The sequence below is a fragment of the Kribbella sp. NPDC048915 genome (assembly GCF_040649595.1).
In the GTDB taxonomy this organism is placed as follows: Bacteria; Actinomycetota; Actinomycetes; order Propionibacteriales; family Kribbellaceae; genus Kribbella.
Window position 1 is genome coordinate 1 of record NZ_JBEZFT010000051.1, and the last position, 21,330, is coordinate 21,330.

Here is a 21,330-nt window from a genome sequence, read left to right on the forward strand (position 1 = left end):
GCCTGCCCCACACTGTGGGGCAGGCAGCGGCTTTGTCTGTTTAGGGTGCTGCTTGTGGACGACGTCAGCGTGGTGGACTATCACACGGCCGGAGAGCCGTTCCGGATCGTCACTTCCGTCGAGATTCCGGGGGCCTCGGTCGCGGACCGTCGCGTCACCGCGCAGCGCTCCGCGGCGATCGACGCCGTACGGCAGTTGCTGGTCAACGAGCCGCGCGGTCACGCGGACATGTACGGCGGATTCGTCGTACCGGCCGACGACGACGGCGCGGACTTCGGCGTGGTGTTCTGGCACAAGGACGGCTACTCGACGGCGTGCGGGCACGGGACGATCGCGCTCGCGACGTGGGCGCTCGACACCGGCCTGGTCCAGGGGCCCGAGGTCACCATTGACGTGCCGTCCGGGCGGGTGACCGCCCGCGTGGACGCCGCGAGAGGTGTTGCCTTTCGCAACGTTCCGTCGTACGTGCTGCGGCGTCAGGTACCGGTGCCGACGGCGCGTGGCGACGTACTGGCCGACATCAGCTACGGCGGAGCGTTCTACGCCTCGGTCCCCGCTTCAGCGCTCGGTCTGTCGGTGACGCCGGCGTGCTACACGGAACTGATCGCCGCGGGCCGCTCGATCAAGTGGGCGCTGGACTCGTCGGCGGTGCATCCCTCCGACCCTCGGCTCAGTGGGCTCTACGGGACGATCCTCTACGACGATCTCGGCGACGGTGCGGACGGGCCGCATCAGCGGAACCTCGCGGTGTTCGCGGACGGGGAGGCGGACCGTTCGCCGTGCGGCTCGGGTACGTCGGCCCGGTTGGCGCTGCTGCACGACGAGGGCCGGCTGCGTGTCGGGCAGACGCTGCGCCACGACTCGATCGTCGGTACGACGTTCCTCGGCCGGGTGGTCTCGCAGACGCCGGACGGTGTGATCACGGAGGTCACGGGGTCGGCGTACCGGACCGGGACGGCGACGTTCAGCCTGGATCCGCGGGATCCGTTGGGCACTGGATTCACGCTGCGCTGATCTCAGATTGCGACGGCCGAGCTCGCGGTGAGCCGCTAGGTTTGGGTTCATGATCTTCATCACCGCGAAGTTCCGCGTGCAGCCCGAGTACGCCGAGGACTGGCCCGCGATCACCGCCGACTTCACCAGCGCCACCCGCGCCGAGCCGGGCTGCCTGTGGTTCGACTGGTCCCGCTCCCTCGACGACCCGAACGAGTACGTCCTGGTCGAAGCCTTCGCCGACGACGACGCAGCCACCCACCACGTCACGTCCGCGCACTTCAAGGCCGCCCAGGAGCACCTCCCACCGCACCTGGTCGAAACCCCGCGCATCGTGAACTTCAAACTCCCCCAGGACGACTGGTCCGAACTCGGCGAACTAGCCGTCAAGTAGCTTGCACAAGGACACCCTTGCACAAGGACACCGCAGACAAAGCGAAGGCCCGGACCACCTGGTCCGGGCCTTCTTCCGTAGCGGGGGCAGGATTTGAACCTGCGACCTCTGGGTTATGAGCCCAGCGAGCTACCGAGCTGCTCCACCCCGCGTCGTTGTGTCTTTAGTTTAGAGGATCCGGGCTGAGCAACCAAATCGGGTCCCGGTACGCCTCGGATCCGTCGAAATCGGGTGCCTCCCGGAGGCATCGCGGCGTACCGTCCGAAGTATGTCTCGACACCTCATCCGGCCGTTCGAGGAGGCGGATCTGCCGGCGGCGGCCGCGCTGCTCGCCGAGCGGCACAAGGAGCACCGCAAGCGGCATCCGCTGCTGCCCGCGGACTACGAGGACGAGCGCTTCGCGCTGATCGAGGTCACGGCGGCGTGGGAGACCGAGGGTGCGTCCGGTGCCGTCATGGTCGAGGGCGGCGAGCTGACCGGGTACCTGTTGGCCGCACCCAAGCCGTCGTCTGTGTGGGGCCCGAACATCTGGGCCGAGGCCGCCGGCCAGGCTGTTCGTGAGCCAGAACACATTCGCGACCTGTACGGTGCCGCCGCAACCACATGGGTCGACGAGGGGCGTATCGCACATTACGTCCTGGTGCCCGATGACGCGGCGCTGGTCGACGCGTGGTTCCGGCTGGCGTTCGGCTCGCAGCATGCGCATGCGATCCGCCCGGCGCCCGAGGCTCCGTTCCCTCCGCCCACGCGCTTGGCCGTACGGCGTCCCGTCCGCGCGGACATCCCCGTACTCGCGGAACTCGATCTCGCGCTGCCCCGTCATCAGGCGCTCTCGCCGGTGTTCTCGGCCGGCGAACTGCCGACGCTGGAAGAAGCGGTGGCGGACTGGGAGGAATCGATCGACGACCCTGACTACGCGACCTTCGTTGCCTTGTACAACGGTGAGGTCATCGGGTCGGCTGTCGGCTGCGCACTCGACAAGTCGAGCCTGCACAGCGGACTCGCCAAGCCGGACAACGCCGGGTTCCTCGGCTTCGCGGCCGTACTGCCCGAGGCGCGCGGGCTGGGTGCGGGGCGAGCGCTGGGCGAGGCTGTGCTGCAGTGGTCGGCGGAGACCGGGTACACCTCGGTGGTGACCGACTGGCGGGTGACGAACCTGCTGTCGTCGCGGACGTGGCCGCGGTTGGGATTCCGGCAGACGTTCCACCGGCTGCATCGGCTGATCGGGTACTGAGCTGCCGCTGGCTGATCGAGGTTCTGGCCGCTCGGTTTTCCACAGCTGCGAATTCACCGGTTCGGCAGGGGCGTGATCGCTGCATCTTCTTGGTCACGAAGGGCGCTTCGCAGCAGGCGAGGCGCCGCGGTGTTCAGGAGGCAGCCATGTCACGTTCGTCGTTTCGTTCCCGAGCCGTGCCGTCCGCCCGTCGTATCGTGACCGGAGGTGCGGTCGTGCTGGCCGCGTTCGGATTCTCGGTGGGCACTGCCTCAGCAGCGGAATTCGATCCTTCGCCGACGTGTTCGGCGCTCCACCCCTCCCCCGAGCAGAAGGCTGGCACCTTGGACGGCTTCGTGATCGAGCATCTCCCCGATGGTCTCGGCTCCCCGAGCGACTTCGAGTACGAGTGGGAGGACGTGTCGTTCCACAGCCGGGTCTGGGAGACCGGGCCGGATCCGGAGGGTGCGTACAAGGTCGACCTGACCGTGAAGACGCTGCGCGGCGAGCGACTGACCGATCTCGAGGCCGTGAAGGACTTCCTCGTCGAGTACGAGGAGAAGGAGCCCGGCTCGTGGCAGCTCGTCCCCGTCAAGGTCGGCGGGTACGACGGTCTGCTCGCGGACAACGAGGTGTTCTATTTCATCGAGCCCGGTGTCGCGGCCGAGGTCACGATCGACAAGGACCGCTTCACCGACGAAGACCTGGTCGACACCGCCGCCGGCTTCCGTCCGGCCCCAACCCCCTGACGACGAACGGGGCGGCGACGCCGATGTGATGTCGGTGTCGCCGCCCCGGGAGTCCTGCCTGCCCGGCCTGGCACTCAGCCTTGTTTCCGGGCCGGCCGGCTCATCCTGTCGGTGAGGGCGGAGGGTTCGTCGGTGTCGCCGGTGGGTTCGTCGGCGCGCCCGACGGTGGTGCCGACGGTGTCGGGGTCGACGTGCCCGCGGCGGCAGTCGCAGCTCTGTCGAGCGCGGACTTCATCTGGTTGAGGTTGTTCTGGTAACCAGCAAGGTCGCCGTTCTTCAGCGCCGTCTGTGCCCGGTTCCACGCGGCCTGGGCATCGGCGATCGCCTGCTTGACCGTCTGGTTCGGTTGCTGCGTTGTCGGTGGCTTCTCGGTCCCCGGTGGCAGTTCGCCGGTGTCGACGCTGGTGTTGAAGACCTTCGTCAGGGCTTCCTGCAACGTGCCACCGAAGGCGACCCGCTCACCGAACGACACCAGGACGTACCGCAGGACGGGGTAACTACCCGGACCGCTGGTCCGCACCGAATACACCGGCTGGACGTACAGCAGACCACCGCCGAGCGGCAGCGTGAGCAGGTTTCCGTACTGCGCTCTCGCACCGCTGTTCGGCTGGTTGATCGGCAGCAGCGCCTGTCTGATGCCTTCGTCGGTCTGGAACTTGTTGTACACCTGCCCCGGACCTGGGATCTGCAGGTTGCCCGGCAATCGCAGGATCCGGAATTTGCCGTAGTCCGGCGACGTCGCCTCGGCGTCGACCGCCATGAAAGCCGTGAGGTTCTCTCGTTCACCGTTCGGTACGTACACCGACGTCAGCGAGAACTTCGGCTCCTTCTGATCCGGCATCCGCAACGACAGATAGAAGGGAGGCTGAGCGATTTGAGCAGGCGAGTCACTACCGGCGGACGACACCGCGGTCGGGTCGGCCGGCACGCGCCACAGGTCACTGTTCTGGTACCAGGTGCTGGCGTCCTGGACGTGGTACTTCGCGAGCAGGTCGCGCTGCACCTTGAACATGTCCTCCGGGTAGCGCAGGTGCGACATCAGGTCGGGCGAGATGTCCGAGCGCGGCTTGACCGTGCCGGGGAAGGCCTTCATCCAGGTCTTCAGCACCGGGTCGGTCTGGTCCCACTCGTACAGCTCGACCGAGCCGTCGTAGGCGTTGACGACCGCCTTCACCGAGTTACGGATGTAGTTGATCTTCTCGCTCGGTTGCTGCGCGATCGTCCCGCGGCCGGTGGTGGTGTCCCGGGTGCTGACGTCCAGGTCGACCTTCTCGGCGTACGGGTAGTTGTCCGAGGTGGTGTAGCCGTCGACGATCCAGACCACCTGACCGTCGACGATCGCCGGGTACGGGTCCCCGTCCGGCGTCAGCCACGGCGCGGCCTTCTCGACGCGCTCACGCGGGGTGCGGTCGTAGAGGATCTTCGACTCGGAGTTCACCCGGCTGGACAGCAGGATGTTGGCGTCGCGGAACTTCGTGGCGTAAAGCAGCCGGTTGGCGAACGAGCCGATCGGGACGCCGCCCTTGCCCTCGTAGGTGTTCAAGGTCGGATCGCCGCCCTTGCGGCCTTCGGGGGTGTCGAGCTCGACGGCCGGCGCGCCCTCGGGGGCGCCGACGATCGAGTACTCCGGGGAGTTCTCGCCGAAGTAGATCCGCGGTTCGTAGTCCCCGAGATCACCGGTCGGCGGCAGGTCCTTCTCGGTCCACACCGGGATGCCACCCTGGGACTGGTTGCCGTTCGCCGCGACGACGCCGTAGCCGTGGGTGTAGACGGTGTGGTCGTTGTTCCAGTTCCGCTGTCCGGCGGGCAGCCGGTCGATCTGGACCTCGCGGACAGCGATGACCGTGTCGTTGACCTTGTCCTTGATCTTGTACCGGTCGACGTCGAGATCGGTCGGGAAGGAGTAGAAACCACGGACCTGCTGCAGCTGCTCGAATGTCGGACCGATCACGGTCGGGTCGATCAGCCGGATACCGGGCAACACCTCGGCGTCCGCGGTCAGCTCCTCTGGCCGCGCGGTCGTCTTCGCGTTGTACTCGGTGACCTGCGTGTTCTCGAGTCCGTACGCCTGCCGCGTGGCCTCGATGTTCTTCGTGATGTACGGCGCTTCCTTCACCGGCTCGCTCGGCCGCACACGCAACTGCTGAAGCGCGGCGGGCCAAAGCGCGCCCAGAAGAATCGCCGACAGGATCAGCACGACCGTGCCGACACCCGGCAGCAGCCAGGTCCGGCGGACCACGTTGGCGAAGAACAGACCGGCGCACAGCACCGCGATGACAGCCAGGATCTCCTTGCTGGGCAGGACCGCGTTGTCACCGGTGTAGGAGATACCGGTGAAAAGCCGGGCATCGGAGGTGGTGAGGCCGTAGCGGTCCAACCAGTAGCTGAAGGCCTTCAGCAGCACCAGCAGACCGAGCAGCACCGAGAACTGCACCTGCGCCGCGCCCGAGGCCTTCTGTCCCTTGGCCGACGGACGGAAACCGCCGTACAGGTAGTGGGTGATGATCGCGGCGACAAGCGAGAGGAGCACGATCGAGTAGCCGAAGCCGAGCAGCACGCGCAGCCACGGGTAGTCGAAGACGAAGAACGCGATGTCCTTGTTGAAGTGTTTGTCGGTGACGCCGAACGGCGTGCGGTTCCGCCAGGCCAGGAAGGTCTTCCACTCCCCCGACGCCGCGGAGCCGCCGAAGATCAGCATCAGGCCGCCGATGACGCCGATGGCGATCTTCGCGTGCTGCTGCAGCAGCTCGCCGTACCGCTCGAAGCCCGGGCTGGGCGACGGCGCGAGTGCTACGCGCGGCTTGGTGCGGTACGCGATGATGATGTTCGCGACGACCGCGGCCGCCATCAGCAGGCCGACGACGAAGAACAGCAGGATCCTGGTGCCGAGCACGGTGCTGAACACCGACCCGAGGTCCACCGACCGATACCAGAGCCGCTGGGTCCAGACGTCGGTGAAGACACTGAAGAGGATCAGCAGGACGATCAGTGTGGCAATCGTCGGCAGCAGGGCACGGGGACGCCCGCCGTTGCGCCGTGGTCTCCGGGCGGCAGGCTCCTCCGGCATGTCGTAGACGCCGTCGCTCATGGTTTCTCCTCGTCGCTCATGCCGTCGACCCCAGGACCTTCACCCGACCGGCTGCCGGCCGAAGGTTCGAATGTCAAAGACAGTACTTCGCACAGCGTGGGGACCAAGTCGACCCCGGTCAGCACCGCGCTGTCTTCGTCGTGCGCGCGCAACCGGACGGCGCCGAACCGGCCGCCTGCACGCAGCACGGCCGCGACCATCCGGACCTCGTGGCGGCGCGGATCGCTGCCGGCCATGCGCGCCAGCTCGGCATCCGAATCCACGTCGTCCAGCCCGGACTCGGCGGCCGCCGGGAGCACGATCCGCTCGATCGCCAACGCGCAGCCGGTGACCCCGTCGGGCCACTCGATCCGGCCGAGCGTGTCGGCGAGATGCTCGTCCTCGACCCCGCCGGGCAGCTCCCCCTGGGCGACCGGCGTCAGCGGCTGGGACGCGTCATCGGCACCGAGCTGGGCGGCGAGCTGCGGCTCTGCGCGCAGCAGTTCCTCGGTCGGGACCAGCGCGAACAACTGCGCGGGCTGGTCCCAGCCCGCGCTGCTCACGTGCTTCTCGATCTCGATCACCGCGCGGCTGAGCGCGTCGGGCGGCAGGGTGCCTACGGAATCCATGCCGACAGATCTTCCCTTCGGCTCACCGGTTGGTCCAAATGTGTCACTGGCTGCACGACGGAACCTCCCCCTTACCGTCCGCGATCGCCTTGAGAGCGTCGATCGCGTCGGTCAATGTGCCGATCTTCACCAGCTGAATGCCCTGCACGTCCGCGTGCAGCGCTGCCTCGCAGTTCGGCGCCGGCACCAGGAACACGGTCGCGCCGTCCTCCCGGGCTCCGGCGATCTTCTGCTGGATGCCGCCGATCGCGCCGACCTGGCCGAGCGCGTCGATCGTCCCGGTGCCGGCGACGTGCTTGCCGTTCAGCAGCGGCCCGGGGGTCAGCTTGTCGTAGATGGCCAGCGCGAACGCGGTGCCCGCGCTCGGTCCGCCGATGTCCTGGCCGAGGTTGACCGTCACCTTCACCTGCGAGTCGACGCCGATCGTGATCCCGACCATCGGTCGGGTCTCGTCGCCGGGGGTCGGGGCCGTCTTCAGCTGGACGGTCTGCTCCGCGGTGCCCCGGCGGATCAGGAAGACGACGTTCTCCCCCACCTTGTGCTTGCGGACGAACTCACCGACCTGCGGGACCTGCGTCACCGGCTGGCCGTCCACGGCCAGCACCAGATCACCCGGCTTGAGCTTTCCCTGTGCCGGCGACTTGTCCGCGACCGTCGACACCTTGGTGTGGAACGGGACCTTCGCCGCCTGCAGGGCGGCCGCGACCGCGCTGTCCTGCGAGCCGGTCATTTCGGCGGTGTTCTGCTCCTCGACCTCTTCGGCGCTCTGCTCCGGCGGGTAGATGATGTCGCGCGGGAACAGGTCGTGATGCGGGTCGAGCCAGTTCCGCATCGCCTGCGGCAGAGTCAGCTGGCGATCCGGCGAGGTCACCGACACCGTGGTCAGATCGAGCTGACCGGTGGTCGGGAAGGTCTCGTGACCGGTGATCTGGATGACCGGCTTGTCCTTCGACGACCCCAGTGTGTCCTTGACCGGACCGGGGCTGAACGAGACGAACGGCACCGGGAAGGCCGTGACCAGGCCGAGCGAGACGACAAGCACGACGATCGAAGCGACCAATGTGGCGGTACGACGTGTCACGAACCCTGCCCTGCGATCTTGGAGCCGGAGCCTCGAACCTCCGAAGAGGCCGGCTGATGAGTACGACGACCGAAGCCGCGGCGACGTTCCGGAACGGCCCGGGGACCCGGCGCTGCGAGCGCGGCGTTGAAGCGACGGAACTCCTCGACCGAGGCGAAGGGACCACCGGTACGGCGCGGCTCGCGGCTGCGCCACCCGCGCCAGGCGGCCCAGCACATGGCGAGCAGCGTGGCGGTCAGCGGGAACGCCAGCCACGCCAACACCTTCATCGGGCCACCTTCATGCGCCCAGCGTACGGGTCAGTGAGCCCCGACCCACTCGGTGCCACCGTCGCTGAAGCGCTGGTGTTTCCAAATCGGGACCTCGGCCTTGAGTTCGTCGATCAGCCGTCGGCAGGCCGCGAACGCCACATCACGATGCGAAGCCGCCACCGCCACGATCACCGCGGCGTCGCCGATCTCCAGGTCCCCGGTCCGGTGAACCGCGGCCAGCGCCGTCACTTCGGGGTCGTCGCAGATCCGCAGTGCGACCTTCCGCAGGTGCTCCAACGCATCCGGGTGAGCCTCGTAGCCGAGGCTCTCGACCGGTTTGTCGTGGTCATGATTGCGCACGGTGCCGATGAAAAGCGCAGTTCCGCCCGCAGAAGGGTCCGCGACGGCTGCCAGCACCTCGTCACTGGACAACGCGCTGTCGCGGATGTCCAGCAGTCTGATCGCGTCGCTCATCCGTTCCTCATTCCCGGCAGCTCCCCCGCCCACACAGCGCACCTCTCCTTCCCCCGCAGCGCAATTCTCCCCTGTCGCTGCCGCGGCGGGTACAGCACCTCCCCCTTTCCGGGCCGTCGGCCGGTGAGTTCCGCCGTACCGTCGCTGCGGTGCGTGCTGCGCCGGACACCTGGAGGGACTGTTGCTTTCCTCACCTACCGGCACACCGGATCAGCGGCTCTGCCCGCGGCGAACACGGGCTGTGAGGGGCTCGGCGGAGGAGGAACTGGTCGCGGGAACCAGTACGTTGGAGTTGTACGCCCCACCGCACAGGAAGGCCCTCCGATGAGCGACGAACCGGACAACCCGTTCAAGGGCACGCCGTTCGAGGCCATGTTCCAGCAGTTCTCCGGTGCGGCCGGCCAGGGCGGTATGCCGGATCTGAACGCGATCTTCGCCCAGGTCCAGCAGATGCTGAGCGGTTCCGCCGACGGCAAGCCGGTGAACTGGGAGCTGGCCAAGGACATCGCCCGGAAGACCGTCTCCGCCGCAGGCGACCGATCGATGACACCGACCGACGGGGATCGGGTCGCGGACGCGGTCCGGCTCGCCGAACACTGGCTGGACGACGCCACCACGCTGCCTGAGATCTCCACCACTTCCGCTGCCTGGAGCCGCGCGGAGTGGGTCGAGAACACCCTCCCGGTCTGGCAGACGATCGTGGACCCGATCGCCGAGCACGTCGCGGGCGCGATGGGCAACGCGCTCCCGGCCGAGGCGCAGCAGTTCGCGGGCCCGATGGCCGGGATGCTGCGACAGCTGGGCGGTTCGGTCTTCGGCGCGCAGGTCGGTCAGGGCCTCGGTGAGCTTGCCGGCGAGGTCGTGAGTTCGTCCGACATCGGCCTGCCGTTGGGCCCGACCGGTCAGGCGATCCTGCTGCCGGACAACATCGCCAAGTTCGCCGACGGACTCGGGCTGACCGACGAGGACGTCCGGCTGTACCTCGCCCTCCGTGAGGTCGCGCACCAGCGGCTGTACGCCGGGGTTCCGTGGCTGCGCCAGCATCTGCTGTCCGCGGTCGCCGACTACGCGGCCGGGATCGAGGTCGACACCGGCAAGATCGAGCGCGCGATGGCCGACATCGACCCGCAGAACCCGGAGGCCATGCAGGAGGCGCTGGCCGGCGGGCTGTTCGAGCCCGAGGATTCGGAGCAGCAGAAGGCCGCCCTCGTCCGCCTCGAGACCACCCTCGCCCTGGTCGAAGGCTGGGTCGACGACGTCGTCCGTGAAGCCACCAAAGACCGGATGCCGGCCGCGGTTCAGCTCGCCGAGACCGTCCGCCGACGCCGCGCCGCCGGTGGCCCCGCCGAACAGACGTTCGCCACGCTCGTCGGCCTCCAGCTCCGCCCGCGCCGCCTCCGCGACGCCGCCAACCTCTGGGCCGCGGTCCGCGACGCCCGCGGTGTCGAAGGCCGCGACCACCTGTGGTCGCACCCGGACCTGATGCCGAGCACCGCCGACCTGGACGACCCGATCGGTTTCGCCCAGCACGCCGGGGAACTGTCCGACCTCGACATCAGCGACTTCCTCGACGAGCAGACCTCCGAGCCGCCGACCGGTGAGTCGTCGACGGACCAGTCATCGACGGACCAGTCATCGGCAGGCCAGTCGTCGACCGACAAGCCCCCGACCGACAGGCCTTCGACGGATCAGCCCGACGGCGACAAAGGCGACGAGTCCGGCAAGTAGTTCGGTCACCGAACCCCCGCCTGTCAGCGTTCAGGCGGGGGCGGGGAAACTTGCGGGATGCTTCATGCGGATGCTGTCTCGGTCCTGGAACGCTGGCGTGCGCCCAACACGGAGCAGGAGGACCTGCGGACGCACTACCTCCGCCACCTCGCCGTACACCCCGACGGCATGTGGCGAACCTGCCGGCCGGAGCACGTGACCGCCAGCGCCCTGGTCGTCGACGCCGCCGGTGAGAACACCCTCCTCACCCTGCACAAAACCGTTGGCCGATGGCTCCAACTAGGCGGCCACTGCGAGCCGACCGACACCACTCTCAGCGGCGCCGCGCTCCGAGAGGCCACCGAAGAATCCGGCCTCCCCGGCCTCACGGTCGGCCCCGAGCCCCTCCAGCTCTCCCGCCACCTCCTGGAAGCGGGCGGCTGCGCCGGCGTCTACCACTTGGACGTCCAGTACCTGGTCACGGCCACGACCACGCAGTACACGGTCAGCGACGAATCCGAAGCCCTCGCGTGGTTCCCCCTCACCGCCCTCCCACCCCACACCGACCACTCGGTCAAGTCCCTGGCCACCCAAGCCCTGCGCCACCTCTCGCTCCCCCACCCCTGAACACACAGGAGAGCGCGGACAACCGACATTCCGGGCCCTCCCGCTGTGGCGCGGTCCATCACATCCCCCGGACGTGTCCCCGTACCGCGACCACAGACAGCCCCACCCAACTTCCCCGTCATGCGTCCCCCGTGACCGGCCGCATCTCCCCGGTGCGGTCGGGTGTCGACGTGTACCGCCCCTGAACGGCATCGGCGACGGTGGTGTCCCCCGGTTGTGCTCCCCGTTGCATGGTGAACGAGCGGGACGGACGAAGGTGACGGGTCAGGGGTGACGAAGAACAGACCTTGTCGCGTCCCAGCCTTCGAGGCCTGGATCCAGTCGCGCTATGTCAGCGTTTGATCGCAGACGGTGCCAGCCAGGCCCGATGGCCACGGCATGGCGGCGGGGTTTGTGGGACTCGAGCAGCTCGAGTGGGGTGTCGAACGTCGGCGCCAGTTCCACGAGCCAGTCGGCGACGGGCGGTTGGAAGCCCATCGCGGCCAGCGAACCGTCCTCGGACGGCGTCACGGCGATGTCGGCGTGGCTGAGAGCGCGGAACAGTTTGCCGATCAGGAGGCCGGGGAGGTCGGGTACGTCGTACGAGACCGCGACCACTGCTGCGGCGGGGCCGGCGAGTTCGACGGCGTGGAGGACGGGGCGGGTGGGATCGACGGCGTACGTCGGAGTGCCGGGCCAGGTGAGTTCGTCGAGTTCGGCGACTGCGGCCTCGTCGCCGCCGGCTACTGCCACTGCTACCTCGACGCGATCCAGTGCGGCGAGGACCTCGTAGGTGTCCTCGGCGAGCGCTAGCCGCCACTTCTCCGGATCGCGTCCCGGCGGAGCCCAGCTCCCCGACGCCGGCACGACAACCACCACCACCCGCCGATCGGCAGAAGAGTCGGCAGGAGCGGACTCCGCCGACGAGTCGGCCGTGGGTGGGCCGGCAATAGGCGAGTTAGCTGGATAAGAGTCAGCCGTCACCCATCGAACCCTAGGCGGTCGCGCTGAACTCGGGTTTCAGGAGGCCCAGGCGCATCGCGGTCATGATGGCGTGAGCACGGTTGGTGACCGCCAGCTTTTCGTAGATGCGAGACACGTAGGTCTTGGCCGTCGAGTGGCTGACGAACATGGTTGCCGCGATGGCCGGCACGGACAGGCCGGTGGCGAGCAGCGACAGGACCTCGTGCTCACGCGGGCTCAGTGTCAGAGCAGCGGACACATTGCCGGCCGCGGCGAGCTCGGGGAGTTCGGCGGGGCCTGACAGCGGCGCGGATGCGGCAACCGCGTGACCGGCGCGGGCAAGCGCGGTGGCCAGGCCGGTGGCGGTGAAGGAGCAGGCGGCCACGGCGGCGTGGCGGATGGCTCCGAGGACTTCGGCGTTGGGCGCGGTCTTGTCGACGAAGGCGGAGACACCGGTCTCCAGAGCGCGGAACAGGACGGCGTCCTCGCCTTGGGCGGTGAGGACGACGATGCCGAGTTCGCTGTGCCGATCGCGCAGGTCGCGGGCCAGTTGGAGGCCGTCGGCGTCGGGGAGGGCGACGTCCAGGACAACCACGTCCGGCTGCGTGGCGGCGATGAGCTCGGCGGCTTCGGCCGCCAGGCCGCATTCGCCGACGACAGCGATGTCACTGTCGGCGCCGACCAGGCGGGTCAGTCCGTACCTGGTCAGCGTATGGCCGTCGATCACGACGACCTTGATCGAGTTCTGCATAGTGGCCCCCCCGTGTTGCCTCTCCTGTGCCCCCCAGCTGGAGAATCGCTGTCGTTCACCTTCTGTAACGCTGATCGGCGCGACTCTACGGTCCGTTACGGAATTCCCCAAGGTGCTTTCCAACCCAAGTAGTTGAGCGCTTGGTTACCCGTTTACACGGGCGTTCGAAGCAGACCGCGGCCGAGCTGTTCTCATGCGGCGGTCAGGATCGCGACCAGCGCGCCGCCGAGCATGAACGGGCCGAAGCTCAGGCTGTGCCGGAGGGTGACCCGGCGCAAGACCAGCAGCCCGAAGCTGACCACACCCATCAGCAGGAAGCCGAGCGAGGCACCGAACAGGAGCGTCGGCCAGCCGAGCCAGCCCAGTGCGATGCCGATCGCGCCGGCCAGCTTCACGTCCCCCGCCCCCAGTTGCCCGCGACTGAGCACACCCAGCACGAAGTACGAGCCGCCGAGGACGAGGCAGCCGAGCAACGCACGCAGCAGACTGCCCGGTCGTCCCTCGATCGCCGCGGCGATCGCAAACAGCACCAGTAAACCCGGGTACAGCGGCAGCGTCAGCCGGTCGGGCAGCCGCTGGACAGCGACATCGACCGCAGCCAAGGCAACCCCGAGCGCGCCGATGAACGCAAAACCGGCAGCATCGGCGTGCCCTGCGAACCGCGACAGCACCAGAGCAAGTACTCCCGCGGTCGTCAGTTCGAGGGCGAACGGTACGCCGAACCACCCACGGCAGCTCGCACAACGGATCGCGAAACGCCCACTCACCGGCGTGGCGCACCGTGCGCAACTGGTTCGCATCGGTTCACCCGTTGCCACCGACAACTGGAACACCGTGCCCCGCAACAACAGGCCGGCCGCAAACCCGATGGTCGCCCCAACGACTGTCCATGTCACGTCCATGTGGGTCAAGGTACGGCGCACCCGCACCGAACGGAACGTTCACGCCGCAGAACTGACCGCTGAGCCGACAACGTCAGCCGAACGGACGACACGCCTGTCGTCCGCCCGGCCATCGGTGTCGGGCGATGTCAGCCGACCGGTCCGCGCGTTCTGGCCGATCGACCGATGCCGGGCCTGGCCGGCGATCGATCACTGTTTCGGTACCGACCGGCACAGCGCCGATCGATCACCCGGTGGGTCCCTGAACCCGCCAGCCAGAAAAGGGGTTTCACCATGCTCAAGCAGTTGCCAGCCACCGTGCTGACCTACGCCAAGCAGATGCGCCGTGACGACCGCGGTGCGGCCATGGTCGAGTACGGCCTGCTCCTGGCGTTCATTGCCATCGCCGTCATCGGGGTCCTGGTTGTCCTGGGCCCGGCCATCGCCGGTCTGTTCCAGCAGGTCGTCGACGCCCTGCCCTGATCGGGCGCGGCGCGGTCTGCCCGATCACTCAGTCCGTCTGCGTGGGGGGCGCGGCCCGGCCGATCGGCCGGGCCGCCACCGCGACCACATCGCCCACGGGCAGGCACCGCGACCAGAGCGCGGGCAAAGCACTACGAGAGGTACCTGAAGCAGTCCCGAAGTATTCAGAACCTGGGAGATCTCATGTGTCCGAGACGAGCAGCCCCCGGCGGGAGAACCCACCACGGCCGGCTGGTTCGCAGTCGGCAGGCACGGGTACGCCGCATGCTGGCCTCGTTGACGCATGGGGGCAGCGGCGCGGACCGCGGCGCCACCGCCGTCGAGTTCGCGCTGTTGCTGCCGATGCTGCTGCTGATCGTGCTGGGCATCATCGACTTCGGCCGGATGCTCAACGCCCAGGTGACGCTCACCCAGGCGGCGCGGGAAGGCTCGCGACTGGTCGCCCTCGGGCAGCCGAACGTCGTGGGCCGTACCCAGGCCGCCGCGGCCGGGCTCGATCCGGTCGGCGTCGCGATCACGTCGGGCTGCCCGGCGAACGCCGGACCGAGCAGCAGCGGCATCGTCCAAACGTCGTACAGCTTCACGTTCACGCCGGGTCTGGGCAACATCGTCAGCCTGTTCGGTGGCAACGGCATGAGCGGACAGATCACGCTCTCGGCTCAGGGGGTCATGCCATGCGAAACCTGACCCCTCGCTTCATCCGCCCGATGATGCGGATGGTCCGGGCCGACGACCGCGGCGCGGTCGGTGTGCTCGTCGGCCTGCTGATGGCGACCGGCGTCCTGCTCGGCATGGCCGCGCTGACCGTCGACGTCGGCCTGCTGTACCAGGAACGCGCCGAGCTGCAGAACGGCGCCGACGCCGGGTCGATCGCCGTCGCGAAGACGTGCGTCCAGGACAACAGCTGCGACTCGGCAAAGGCGGTCGGCTACGCGAACGCCAATGCCAAGGACGGCATCTCGGACGTGACCTCGGTCTGTGGCAGCGGCCCGAACCTGCCGGCCTGCCCTGGACCATCCGGTCCGATGGACTGCCCGGCGCCGGCACCGGCGAAGAACTACGTCGACGTACGCACAGCCACGAGGACCACTGGTGGCTCCACCCTGCTGCCACCGGTCTTCGCGCGGGCACTCGCCGGAAACGCCGGCGCGTCCGGCAACACCGTTCACGCCTGTGCCCGTGCCCAGTGGGGACCTGCCGCCCAAAGCGCCAACTCACTCGCAATGACTCTGTCCCAATGCGCCTGGAGTCAGGCGACCGGCGGTACTCCTCCGACGTACGGCGTCATGGCCCGGATCTTCGTCCGCGACGCGCCCAACGCGCCCACCTGCGCAGGTCTCAGTAGGCCTGGTGAGTTCGGCTGGCTGAGTGACAGCGGCGGCTGCCAGGCGGCGATCGATCTCACGCAGAGCGGCTACATCACCGGCAGCGACCCCGGCAAGAACGTCACTGCGGCCTGCCGGGCCGCCCTGCAGTCGTACGTCACGAACGGCACCACGATCTTCATCCCGATCTTCGACACCACCTCCGGCACCGGCAGCGGGGCGACGTACCACCTCGTCGGACTCGCGGCGTTCGTGATGACCGGCTACGCCAACATGAACCCACTCACGGACACCATCCCGGCGCCGTTCACGAAGGCCGACTGCCCGAACGGCGGTACGACGCCGTCCTGCATCTTCGGCTATTTCACCCAGGCGCTGGTGCCTGTCTCCACCACCATCGGCACCGGCCCGGACTTCGGTGCCTATGTCATCCGTCTCGCCGGCTAGTACCGCCCGCAGAAGAGAGAGAACCATGAAACGTCGAGTTGTGAGCGTCGTCCTGGCGGTCGCGCTGGCCGTGCTGGGAACGGTCGCCGTGCTGGTCTACGTCAACCGCGCAGACGCCCGCGCCGTGGCCGGGCAGCAAGCGGTGACCGTCCTGGTCGCCGACAAGCAGATCCCGTCCGGTACGTCGGGACTCGCCGCGAAAGCCCTGCTGCGCAAGGAAACCCTGCCCGCGTCGTCGGTGTCCTCGGACGCGGCCACCGAGATCACGCCGGGCCAGGAGGCGCTGGTCACGTCGTCGGACCTCGCGCCGGGTCAGGTACTGCTGAAGTCGGCCCTGATCACCGCAACGCAGGCCGCGGGCGGGCTGGCGATCCCGGACGGCAAGGTCGCGGTGACGATCACGTTGTGCAGCCCGGAGGCCGTGGCCGGCAACATCAAGGTCGGCTCCGAGGTCGCGGTGTTCGGCACCCTGGTGACCGGTAGCTCCGACGCGAACGGGCAGCCGAACTGCACCGGCCAGCACAAGCAGCAGATCGGCAAGGGGCTCGGCAACACCCGTGTCGTCGTCCCCAAGGTCCGCGTGATCGGGATCGGCCCCGCGACCAGAACTGTGGACGACTCGAAGGCGACCGGTGTGGCCGCGCAGACGTCCTCGAACCAGACGGACATGACCATGGTGACCTTCGCGGTCGACCAGGACGACGCCGAGCGGCTGATCCTGCTGACCCAGACGAGTCTGCCGTACCTGGCGCTGCTCGGACCGTCGGCCAAGGTCACGCCCGACACCCACGTCGTCCCCCTGTTCCCGCCGGCGAAGTCGAAGTAAAGGACCAGTGCGATGACCATCCTGTGCCACCCGGCCGCACGGCCGGACGACCTGATTCCGAGCATCGGCGGACCGGTGCGGACCGTGGACGACCTCCCCTCCGTACTGCACGCGCTGCGCGACGACCCGGCCGAGGACCTCGTCGTCGTCGGCCCGGCCGCCGACGTCCACGACGCACTCCGGTTCGCTGCGGACCTGAGGATGGTGCGGCCGACCGCGGGTGTGATCCTGGTCCGCGATCACGTGGATGTCGCGTTGCTGACCGAGGCACTGCGTGCCGGGGTCCGCGAGGTGGTGACCGCAGGCGACGACGACGCACTGACGGCAGCCTGCAACCGCTCCCGCGAACTGTCGCACCACGCCCGCCTCAACGACGGCGCGGAGCCGTCGCAGCAGGGCAAGGTCGTCACGGTGTTCGCGGCCAAGGGCGGCTGTGGCAAGACCACGATCGCGATCAACCTGGCGGCCGCGCTCGCGAGCGCGGGCAACCAGGTCTGCATCGTGGACCTCGACCTGTCCTTCGGCGACGTCGCGATCAGCGTCCAGCTCGAGCCGGTCCGGACGATCAGCGACGCGCTGCCGATGGCCGGGCACCTCGACACGACCGGTGCGGCGTCGCTGCTGACGTCGTACGGTCCCGGGCTGGACGTGCTGCTGGCACCGGTCACACCCGGCGACGCCGAGAAGATCCCCGCCGCGCTGGTCGCCGAGCTTCTCGCTGTCCTGAAAGGGATGTACGACTTCGTCGTGGTCGACACACCCGCGCAGTTCAGTGAGCACGTGCTGACCGCGATGGACGCCTCGGATCACCATGTCCTGCTGACGACGCCGGACACGCCCGCGATGAAGAACATGCGGATCACCCTCGACATGCTCGACCTGCTGTCGTACTCGCGGGAGATCCGGTCCGTGGTCGTGAACCGCTCCGACTCGAAGGTCGGGCTGTCCTCGAGCGACGTCGAGCGGGTGGTCCGCAGCTCGATCAACGGCCACATCCCGTCCAGCCGGAACGTGCCGATCTCGATCAACAAGGGCACGCCGATCGTCATCGCGACGCCCACTCATCCGGTCAGCCAGGCGATCACCAAGTTCGCCCACGAGCGGCTGCTGAGCCGGCCGGCGCCGGTACGGGCCAGGGCGTTCGCGCGTCGCAGCGCGGGGAGGCGATGATGAACCTGTCCGAACGACTCGCGCAACGGCAGACCCGTTCCGGCACTGAGCTCCGCGCGGTTCCGAGCAAGCAGACCACCGATGTCCCGCGCCGCGCCGCCCGGAACGCCGACCCGTTCGCCGGCGTGAAGCGCAGCGTGCACCAGGGGTTGCTGGAGGCACTGGGCCCGAAGCTGTACGACGCCTACCTCGACCAGCGTGTGCTCGAACAGCAGGTGACGCAGACCCTGCAGGCGGTACTGCAGCGCGACGACACCCCGATGACGGTCGCCGACCGCACGCGGGTCGCGCAGGAGGTCGCGGACGAGATCCTCGGCCACGGGCCCCTCGAACCGTACCTGCGCGACCCGGGTGTCTCCGAGATCATGGTCAACGGCCACGACCAGATCTACGTCGAGCGGGACGGCCGGCTGGCGCCGGTGGACGCGGCGTTCACCGATGAGAGCCACCTGCGCCGGACGATCGACAAGATCGTGTCGCGGGTCGGCCGGCGCGTCGACGACGCCAGCCCGATGGTGGACGCGCGGTTGCCCGACGGCAGTCGCGTGAACGCAGTCGTACCGCCGATCGCCTTGGACGGGTCGCTGTTGACGATCCGGAAGTTCGCGGCGGACCCGTTCACGGTCGACGATCTGATGTCGTTCGGCACGCTCACCGGACCGGTCGCCGAGTTGCTCGAGGCGTGTGTCCGCGGCCGGCTCAACATCCTGATCGGCGGCGGTACCGGGTCCGGCAAGACGACGACGCTGAACGTGCTGTCGTCGTTCCTGCCCGACGACGAGCGCATCGTCACGATCGAGGACGCGGCCGAGCTGCAGCTGCGCCAGGAGCACGTACTGCGTCTGGAGTCGCGACCGTCCAACGTGGAGCGCCGTGGTGAGATCGCGATCCGCGACCTGGTCCGCAACGCGCTGCGGATGCGCCCGGACCGCATCATCATCGGTGAGGTCCGCGACGGCGCCGCGCTGGACATGCTGCAGGCGATGAACACCGGTCACGACGGCTCGATCACCACGGTGCATTCCAACGCACCACGCGACTCACTGTCGCGGCTGGAGACCATGGTGCTGATGGCGGGCGTCGAGCTGCCGCAGCGCGCGATCCGCGAGCAGATGGCGTCGGCGATCGACCTGATCGTGCACCAGGCGCGCCTCAAGGACGGGACCCGCCGGATCACGCACATCACCGAGGTCACCGGCATGGAGGGCGACGTCATCTCGCTGCAGGACCTGTTCCTCTTCGACTTCCACGCCGGGGTGAACGACAGCGGCTGGTTCCGCGGGTCGCTGCGGGCGACCGGGCTGCGGCCCGGGTTCCTGGACCGGCTCGCCGACCGCGGCGTCCAGCTGCCCTCACGCATGTTCGGTCTGGAAGAGGTGCCGCGATGAGAAACGTGCTGCGCGCACTGGTCGCCGCTGTCCTCGTGCTCGCGGTGCCGTCAGCCGCGCACGCGGCCGACGCTCCCTCGGCCCGCATCGACTCCGTGCAGGTGAGTCCGGGCCATGCCGGCTTCGTCCTCACCACCGCCAACGTGCCGGGCAAGCTCGACGCGAAGAACGTGCGCGTCGACGCGGACGGTACGGCGCTGCCCGCGACGGTGACGTCCGTGAGCAGTACGTCGGTGACGGCTGCACCGCCGCGCGCGATGATGATCGTGCTGGACACCAGCGGCTCGATGGCCGACTCAGGGATCGCCGCCGCACGACAGGCCGCGCTGAGCTACATCGCCAGCCTGCCGAGCGACGTGCTGGCCGGACTGGTCACGTTCGACGACCAACCGCGGTTGGTGGTCGCACCAACGACCGACCGCACTCGCGTCCGCGCTGCACTGGGACAGGTGAAGGCGGTCGGTGACACGTCGCTGTACGACGCCGTGCACGTGGCGGTGTCGGCGCTCGACGCCGCCAAGCTCGGTCCGACGGCCCAGCGCAGGCTGGTCGTGCTGTCCGACGGCGTCGACACGTCCAGCCGCAACACACTCGCCTCGGTCACCGGAAAGCTCGCCGCAGAACGTGTTCCGGCTGATGTGGTCGCGTTCCGCTACGGCAGCGGTGACGCGTCGGCGGCTCAGCAGATCGCTGCCGCTGCGGGCGGCCGGACGCTCACAGCTCGAAGCGCGGGCGAACTGACCGCGGCGTTCGCCTCCGTGGCGCGTAACTTCACCGCACGCGCGCGCGTCGACGTCGCCGTACCTGACGAGCTGGCCGGCCGCAGTGTCACGTTGCGCGTCACCATCGGCTCGGTGAGCGCGAAGAAGGGGCTCACGTTCGCACCGCTCGCCGCGTCGCCCACACCGCAGCCGACCGAGGCCGCAGTACCGCCTGCGTCACCTGCACCGCATCGAACCGTCTGGACGTGGGAACTGCTCGCGTTGCTGACCGGCATCTTCCTCATCGTCCTGTTCGTCGTGCTGTTGCTCCGTTGGCGCGGCGCACGTGAGGACTCCACACGCCGCCTGCTCGAGCAGGTCAGCCACTACGGACCTCGTCGCGACGACCTGTCGGAGCAGGGCGACAACGCAGCCGCTCGCACGGCAGTCGGGTTCATCGACCAGCTACTGCGCTCGAGCGGCGCCGAGGAGGGACTGGCGAGGCGCCTCGATCTCGCCGATGTGCGGCGCAAACCGGGCGAGTGGGTAGTACTGACACTCTGCACCGTGGCTGTGCTGGCAGCCGTGTTCACACTCCTCGGTGTCGCCGTGCTGCTGAGTGCCGCGATCAGCCTGGTCACCGGCTGGGTAGTACAGCATCTTTACCTCAACATCCGCATCGCACGTCGGCGTACGGCGTTCGGCGAGCAGTTGGCCGACGTACTCCAGCTCATCGTCGGATCGCTGCGCTCCGGGTTCTCCCTCGCGCAGTCGGTCGACGCGGTGGTGCGGGACGGGACGCAGCCGGCCGCGGGTGAGTTCTCTCGCGCACTGGCCGAGACGCGCATCGGTGTGGAGCTGGAGGACGGTCTGACGCACGTGGCGGAGCGGATGGAGTCCGACGACATGCACTGGGTGGTCATGGCCACGCGGATCCAGCGAGAGGTCGGCGGCAACCTCGCCGAGGTGCTGACGAACACCGTCGAGACGATCCGCGAGCGGGCGCAGATCCGGCGCCACGTCCGCGCTGTCAGCGCCGAGGGCCGGCTGTCCGGCTATGTGCTGGTCGCGCTGCCGTTCGCGCTCGCAGCGTGGCTGGCCTTCATCAAACCGGAGTACATGAGCCCGCTGGTGACCACGACGCCCGGAATCCTGATGGTCGCGGCGGGCGCGGCGCTGATCGTCGTCGGTGCGTTCTGGATCCGTGCAGTGATCAAGGTGGAGGCATGAC

21 protein-coding genes and 1 tRNA gene are annotated in these 21,330 nt (G+C 68.6%); 13 read left to right on the forward strand and 9 right to left on the reverse strand.

Annotated elements, in window-relative coordinates; genetic code table 11:
* Positions 1-54 precede the first annotated feature (54 nt).
* A complete protein-coding gene (locus AB0B82_RS23490) occupies positions 55-1,014 on the forward strand; it encodes a proline racemase family protein (RefSeq protein WP_360172243.1) in 960 nt (319 codons plus the stop codon).
* 49 nt (positions 1,015-1,063) lie between these two features.
* On the forward strand, positions 1,064-1,387 hold the full coding sequence (locus AB0B82_RS23495; RefSeq protein ID WP_360172246.1) for a putative quinol monooxygenase: 324 nt from the start codon (positions 1,064-1,066) through the stop codon (positions 1,385-1,387).
* Between the two features lie 78 nt (positions 1,388-1,465).
* Here the strand turns inward: AB0B82_RS23495 and AB0B82_RS23500 are convergent.
* Positions 1,466-1,539: transfer RNA gene (locus AB0B82_RS23500), tRNA-Met, on the reverse strand.
* Between the two features lie 116 nt (positions 1,540-1,655).
* Here AB0B82_RS23500 and AB0B82_RS23505 point away from each other — a divergent pair.
* Positions 1,656-2,621 carry a GNAT family N-acetyltransferase gene (locus AB0B82_RS23505; protein ID WP_360172249.1) on the forward strand — a complete coding sequence of 322 codons (966 nt, stop codon included), beginning with the start codon at positions 1,656-1,658 and terminating at the stop codon, positions 2,619-2,621.
* Between the two features lie 197 nt (positions 2,622-2,818).
* A complete protein-coding gene (locus AB0B82_RS23510) occupies positions 2,819-3,349 on the forward strand; it encodes a hypothetical protein (protein ID WP_360172252.1) in 531 nt (176 codons plus the stop codon).
* A gap of 100 nt (positions 3,350-3,449) precedes the next feature.
* Here the strand turns inward: AB0B82_RS23510 and AB0B82_RS23515 are convergent, their stop codons facing one another.
* From AB0B82_RS23515 to AB0B82_RS23535, 5 genes are read right to left on the reverse strand one after another with little or no spacing between them, the layout of a single operon-like run.
* A complete protein-coding gene (locus AB0B82_RS23515) occupies positions 3,450-6,437 on the reverse strand; it encodes a UPF0182 family protein (protein WP_360172255.1) in 2,988 nt (995 codons plus the stop codon).
* Positions 6,434-7,045: a PPA1309 family protein gene (locus AB0B82_RS23520; protein WP_360172258.1), complete on the reverse strand. Its 612-nt coding sequence runs from the start codon at positions 7,043-7,045 to the stop codon at positions 6,434-6,436. Before AB0B82_RS23520 ends, AB0B82_RS23515 begins: the two co-directional genes overlap by 4 nt.
* 43 nt (positions 7,046-7,088) lie before the next feature.
* Positions 7,089-8,126: a PDZ domain-containing protein gene (locus AB0B82_RS23525; RefSeq protein WP_360172261.1), complete on the reverse strand. Its 1,038-nt coding sequence runs from the start codon at positions 8,124-8,126 to the stop codon at positions 7,089-7,091.
* A complete protein-coding gene (locus AB0B82_RS23530; RefSeq protein ID WP_360172264.1) occupies positions 8,123-8,395 on the reverse strand; it encodes a hypothetical protein in 273 nt (90 codons plus the stop codon). Before AB0B82_RS23530 ends, AB0B82_RS23525 begins: the two co-directional genes overlap by 4 nt.
* 30 nt (positions 8,396-8,425) lie before the next feature.
* The gene (locus AB0B82_RS23535; RefSeq protein WP_360172267.1) at positions 8,426-8,851 is read right to left on the reverse strand and encodes a molybdenum cofactor biosynthesis protein MoaE; all 426 of its coding nucleotides are present in this window, start codon (positions 8,849-8,851) and stop codon (positions 8,426-8,428) included.
* Positions 8,852-9,175: 324 nt separating this feature from the next.
* Here AB0B82_RS23535 and AB0B82_RS23540 point away from each other — a divergent pair, with 324 nt between their 5' ends.
* Both AB0B82_RS23540 and AB0B82_RS23545 read left to right on the forward strand, forming a co-directional pair.
* Positions 9,176-10,579, forward strand: a complete 1,404-nt coding sequence (locus AB0B82_RS23540) for a zinc-dependent metalloprotease (protein ID WP_360172270.1) — start codon at positions 9,176-9,178, stop codon at positions 10,577-10,579.
* Positions 10,580-10,636: 57 nt separating this feature from the next.
* Entirely contained in the window at positions 10,637-11,185 is a 549-nt protein-coding gene (locus AB0B82_RS23545) for an NUDIX domain-containing protein (protein WP_360172273.1), read from the forward strand.
* Between the two features lie 264 nt (positions 11,186-11,449).
* Here AB0B82_RS23545 and AB0B82_RS23550 read toward each other — a convergent pair whose 3' ends face one another.
* The 3 genes from AB0B82_RS23550 to AB0B82_RS23560 form a co-directional block, all read right to left on the reverse strand.
* Positions 11,450-12,148 (reverse strand): DUF2064 domain-containing protein, encoded by a 699-nt coding sequence (locus tag AB0B82_RS23550; protein ID WP_360172276.1) that lies wholly within the window; start codon positions 12,146-12,148, stop codon positions 11,450-11,452.
* 10 nt (positions 12,149-12,158) lie between these two features.
* Entirely contained in the window at positions 12,159-12,878 is a 720-nt protein-coding gene (locus AB0B82_RS23555) for a response regulator transcription factor (RefSeq protein ID WP_360172279.1), read from the reverse strand.
* Between the two features lie 191 nt (positions 12,879-13,069).
* Positions 13,070-13,645 carry an A24 family peptidase gene (locus AB0B82_RS23560; protein ID WP_360172282.1) on the reverse strand — a complete coding sequence of 192 codons (576 nt, stop codon included), beginning with the start codon at positions 13,643-13,645 and terminating at the stop codon, positions 13,070-13,072.
* Positions 13,646-14,053: 408 nt separating this feature from the next.
* Here AB0B82_RS23560 and AB0B82_RS23565 point away from each other — a divergent pair, with 408 nt between their 5' ends.
* The 7 genes from AB0B82_RS23565 to AB0B82_RS23595 all read left to right on the forward strand — a co-directional run bounded on the left by AB0B82_RS23565 (position 14,054) and on the right by AB0B82_RS23595 (position 21,329).
* Complete coding sequence (locus AB0B82_RS23565) at positions 14,054-14,242, forward strand: Flp family type IVb pilin (RefSeq protein WP_360172284.1); 189 nt, start codon at positions 14,054-14,056, stop codon at positions 14,240-14,242.
* Between the two features lie 264 nt (positions 14,243-14,506).
* Entirely contained in the window at positions 14,507-14,929 is a 423-nt protein-coding gene (locus AB0B82_RS23570; RefSeq protein ID WP_360172287.1) for a TadE/TadG family type IV pilus assembly protein, read from the forward strand.
* Positions 14,917-16,014, forward strand: a complete 1,098-nt coding sequence (locus AB0B82_RS23575) for a pilus assembly protein TadG-related protein (protein ID WP_360172290.1) — start codon at positions 14,917-14,919, stop codon at positions 16,012-16,014. Before AB0B82_RS23570 ends, AB0B82_RS23575 begins: the two co-directional genes overlap by 13 nt.
* 25 nt (positions 16,015-16,039) lie before the next feature.
* Positions 16,040-16,840 carry an RcpC/CpaB family pilus assembly protein gene (locus tag AB0B82_RS23580; RefSeq protein ID WP_360172293.1) on the forward strand — a complete coding sequence of 267 codons (801 nt, stop codon included), beginning with the start codon at positions 16,040-16,042 and terminating at the stop codon, positions 16,838-16,840.
* Between the two features lie 12 nt (positions 16,841-16,852).
* Positions 16,853-18,010 carry an AAA family ATPase gene (locus AB0B82_RS23585; RefSeq protein ID WP_360172296.1) on the forward strand — a complete coding sequence of 386 codons (1,158 nt, stop codon included), beginning with the start codon at positions 16,853-16,855 and terminating at the stop codon, positions 18,008-18,010.
* Positions 18,010-19,398, forward strand: a complete 1,389-nt coding sequence (locus AB0B82_RS23590; RefSeq protein WP_360172299.1) for a CpaF family protein — start codon at positions 18,010-18,012, stop codon at positions 19,396-19,398. The genes AB0B82_RS23585 and AB0B82_RS23590 overlap by 1 nt, the downstream gene beginning before the upstream one ends.
* The gene (locus tag AB0B82_RS23595) at positions 19,395-21,329 is read left to right on the forward strand and encodes a VWA domain-containing protein (RefSeq protein ID WP_360172302.1); all 1,935 of its coding nucleotides are present in this window, start codon (positions 19,395-19,397) and stop codon (positions 21,327-21,329) included. The genes AB0B82_RS23590 and AB0B82_RS23595 overlap by 4 nt, the downstream gene beginning before the upstream one ends.
* Position 21,330: the final 1 nt, after the last annotated feature.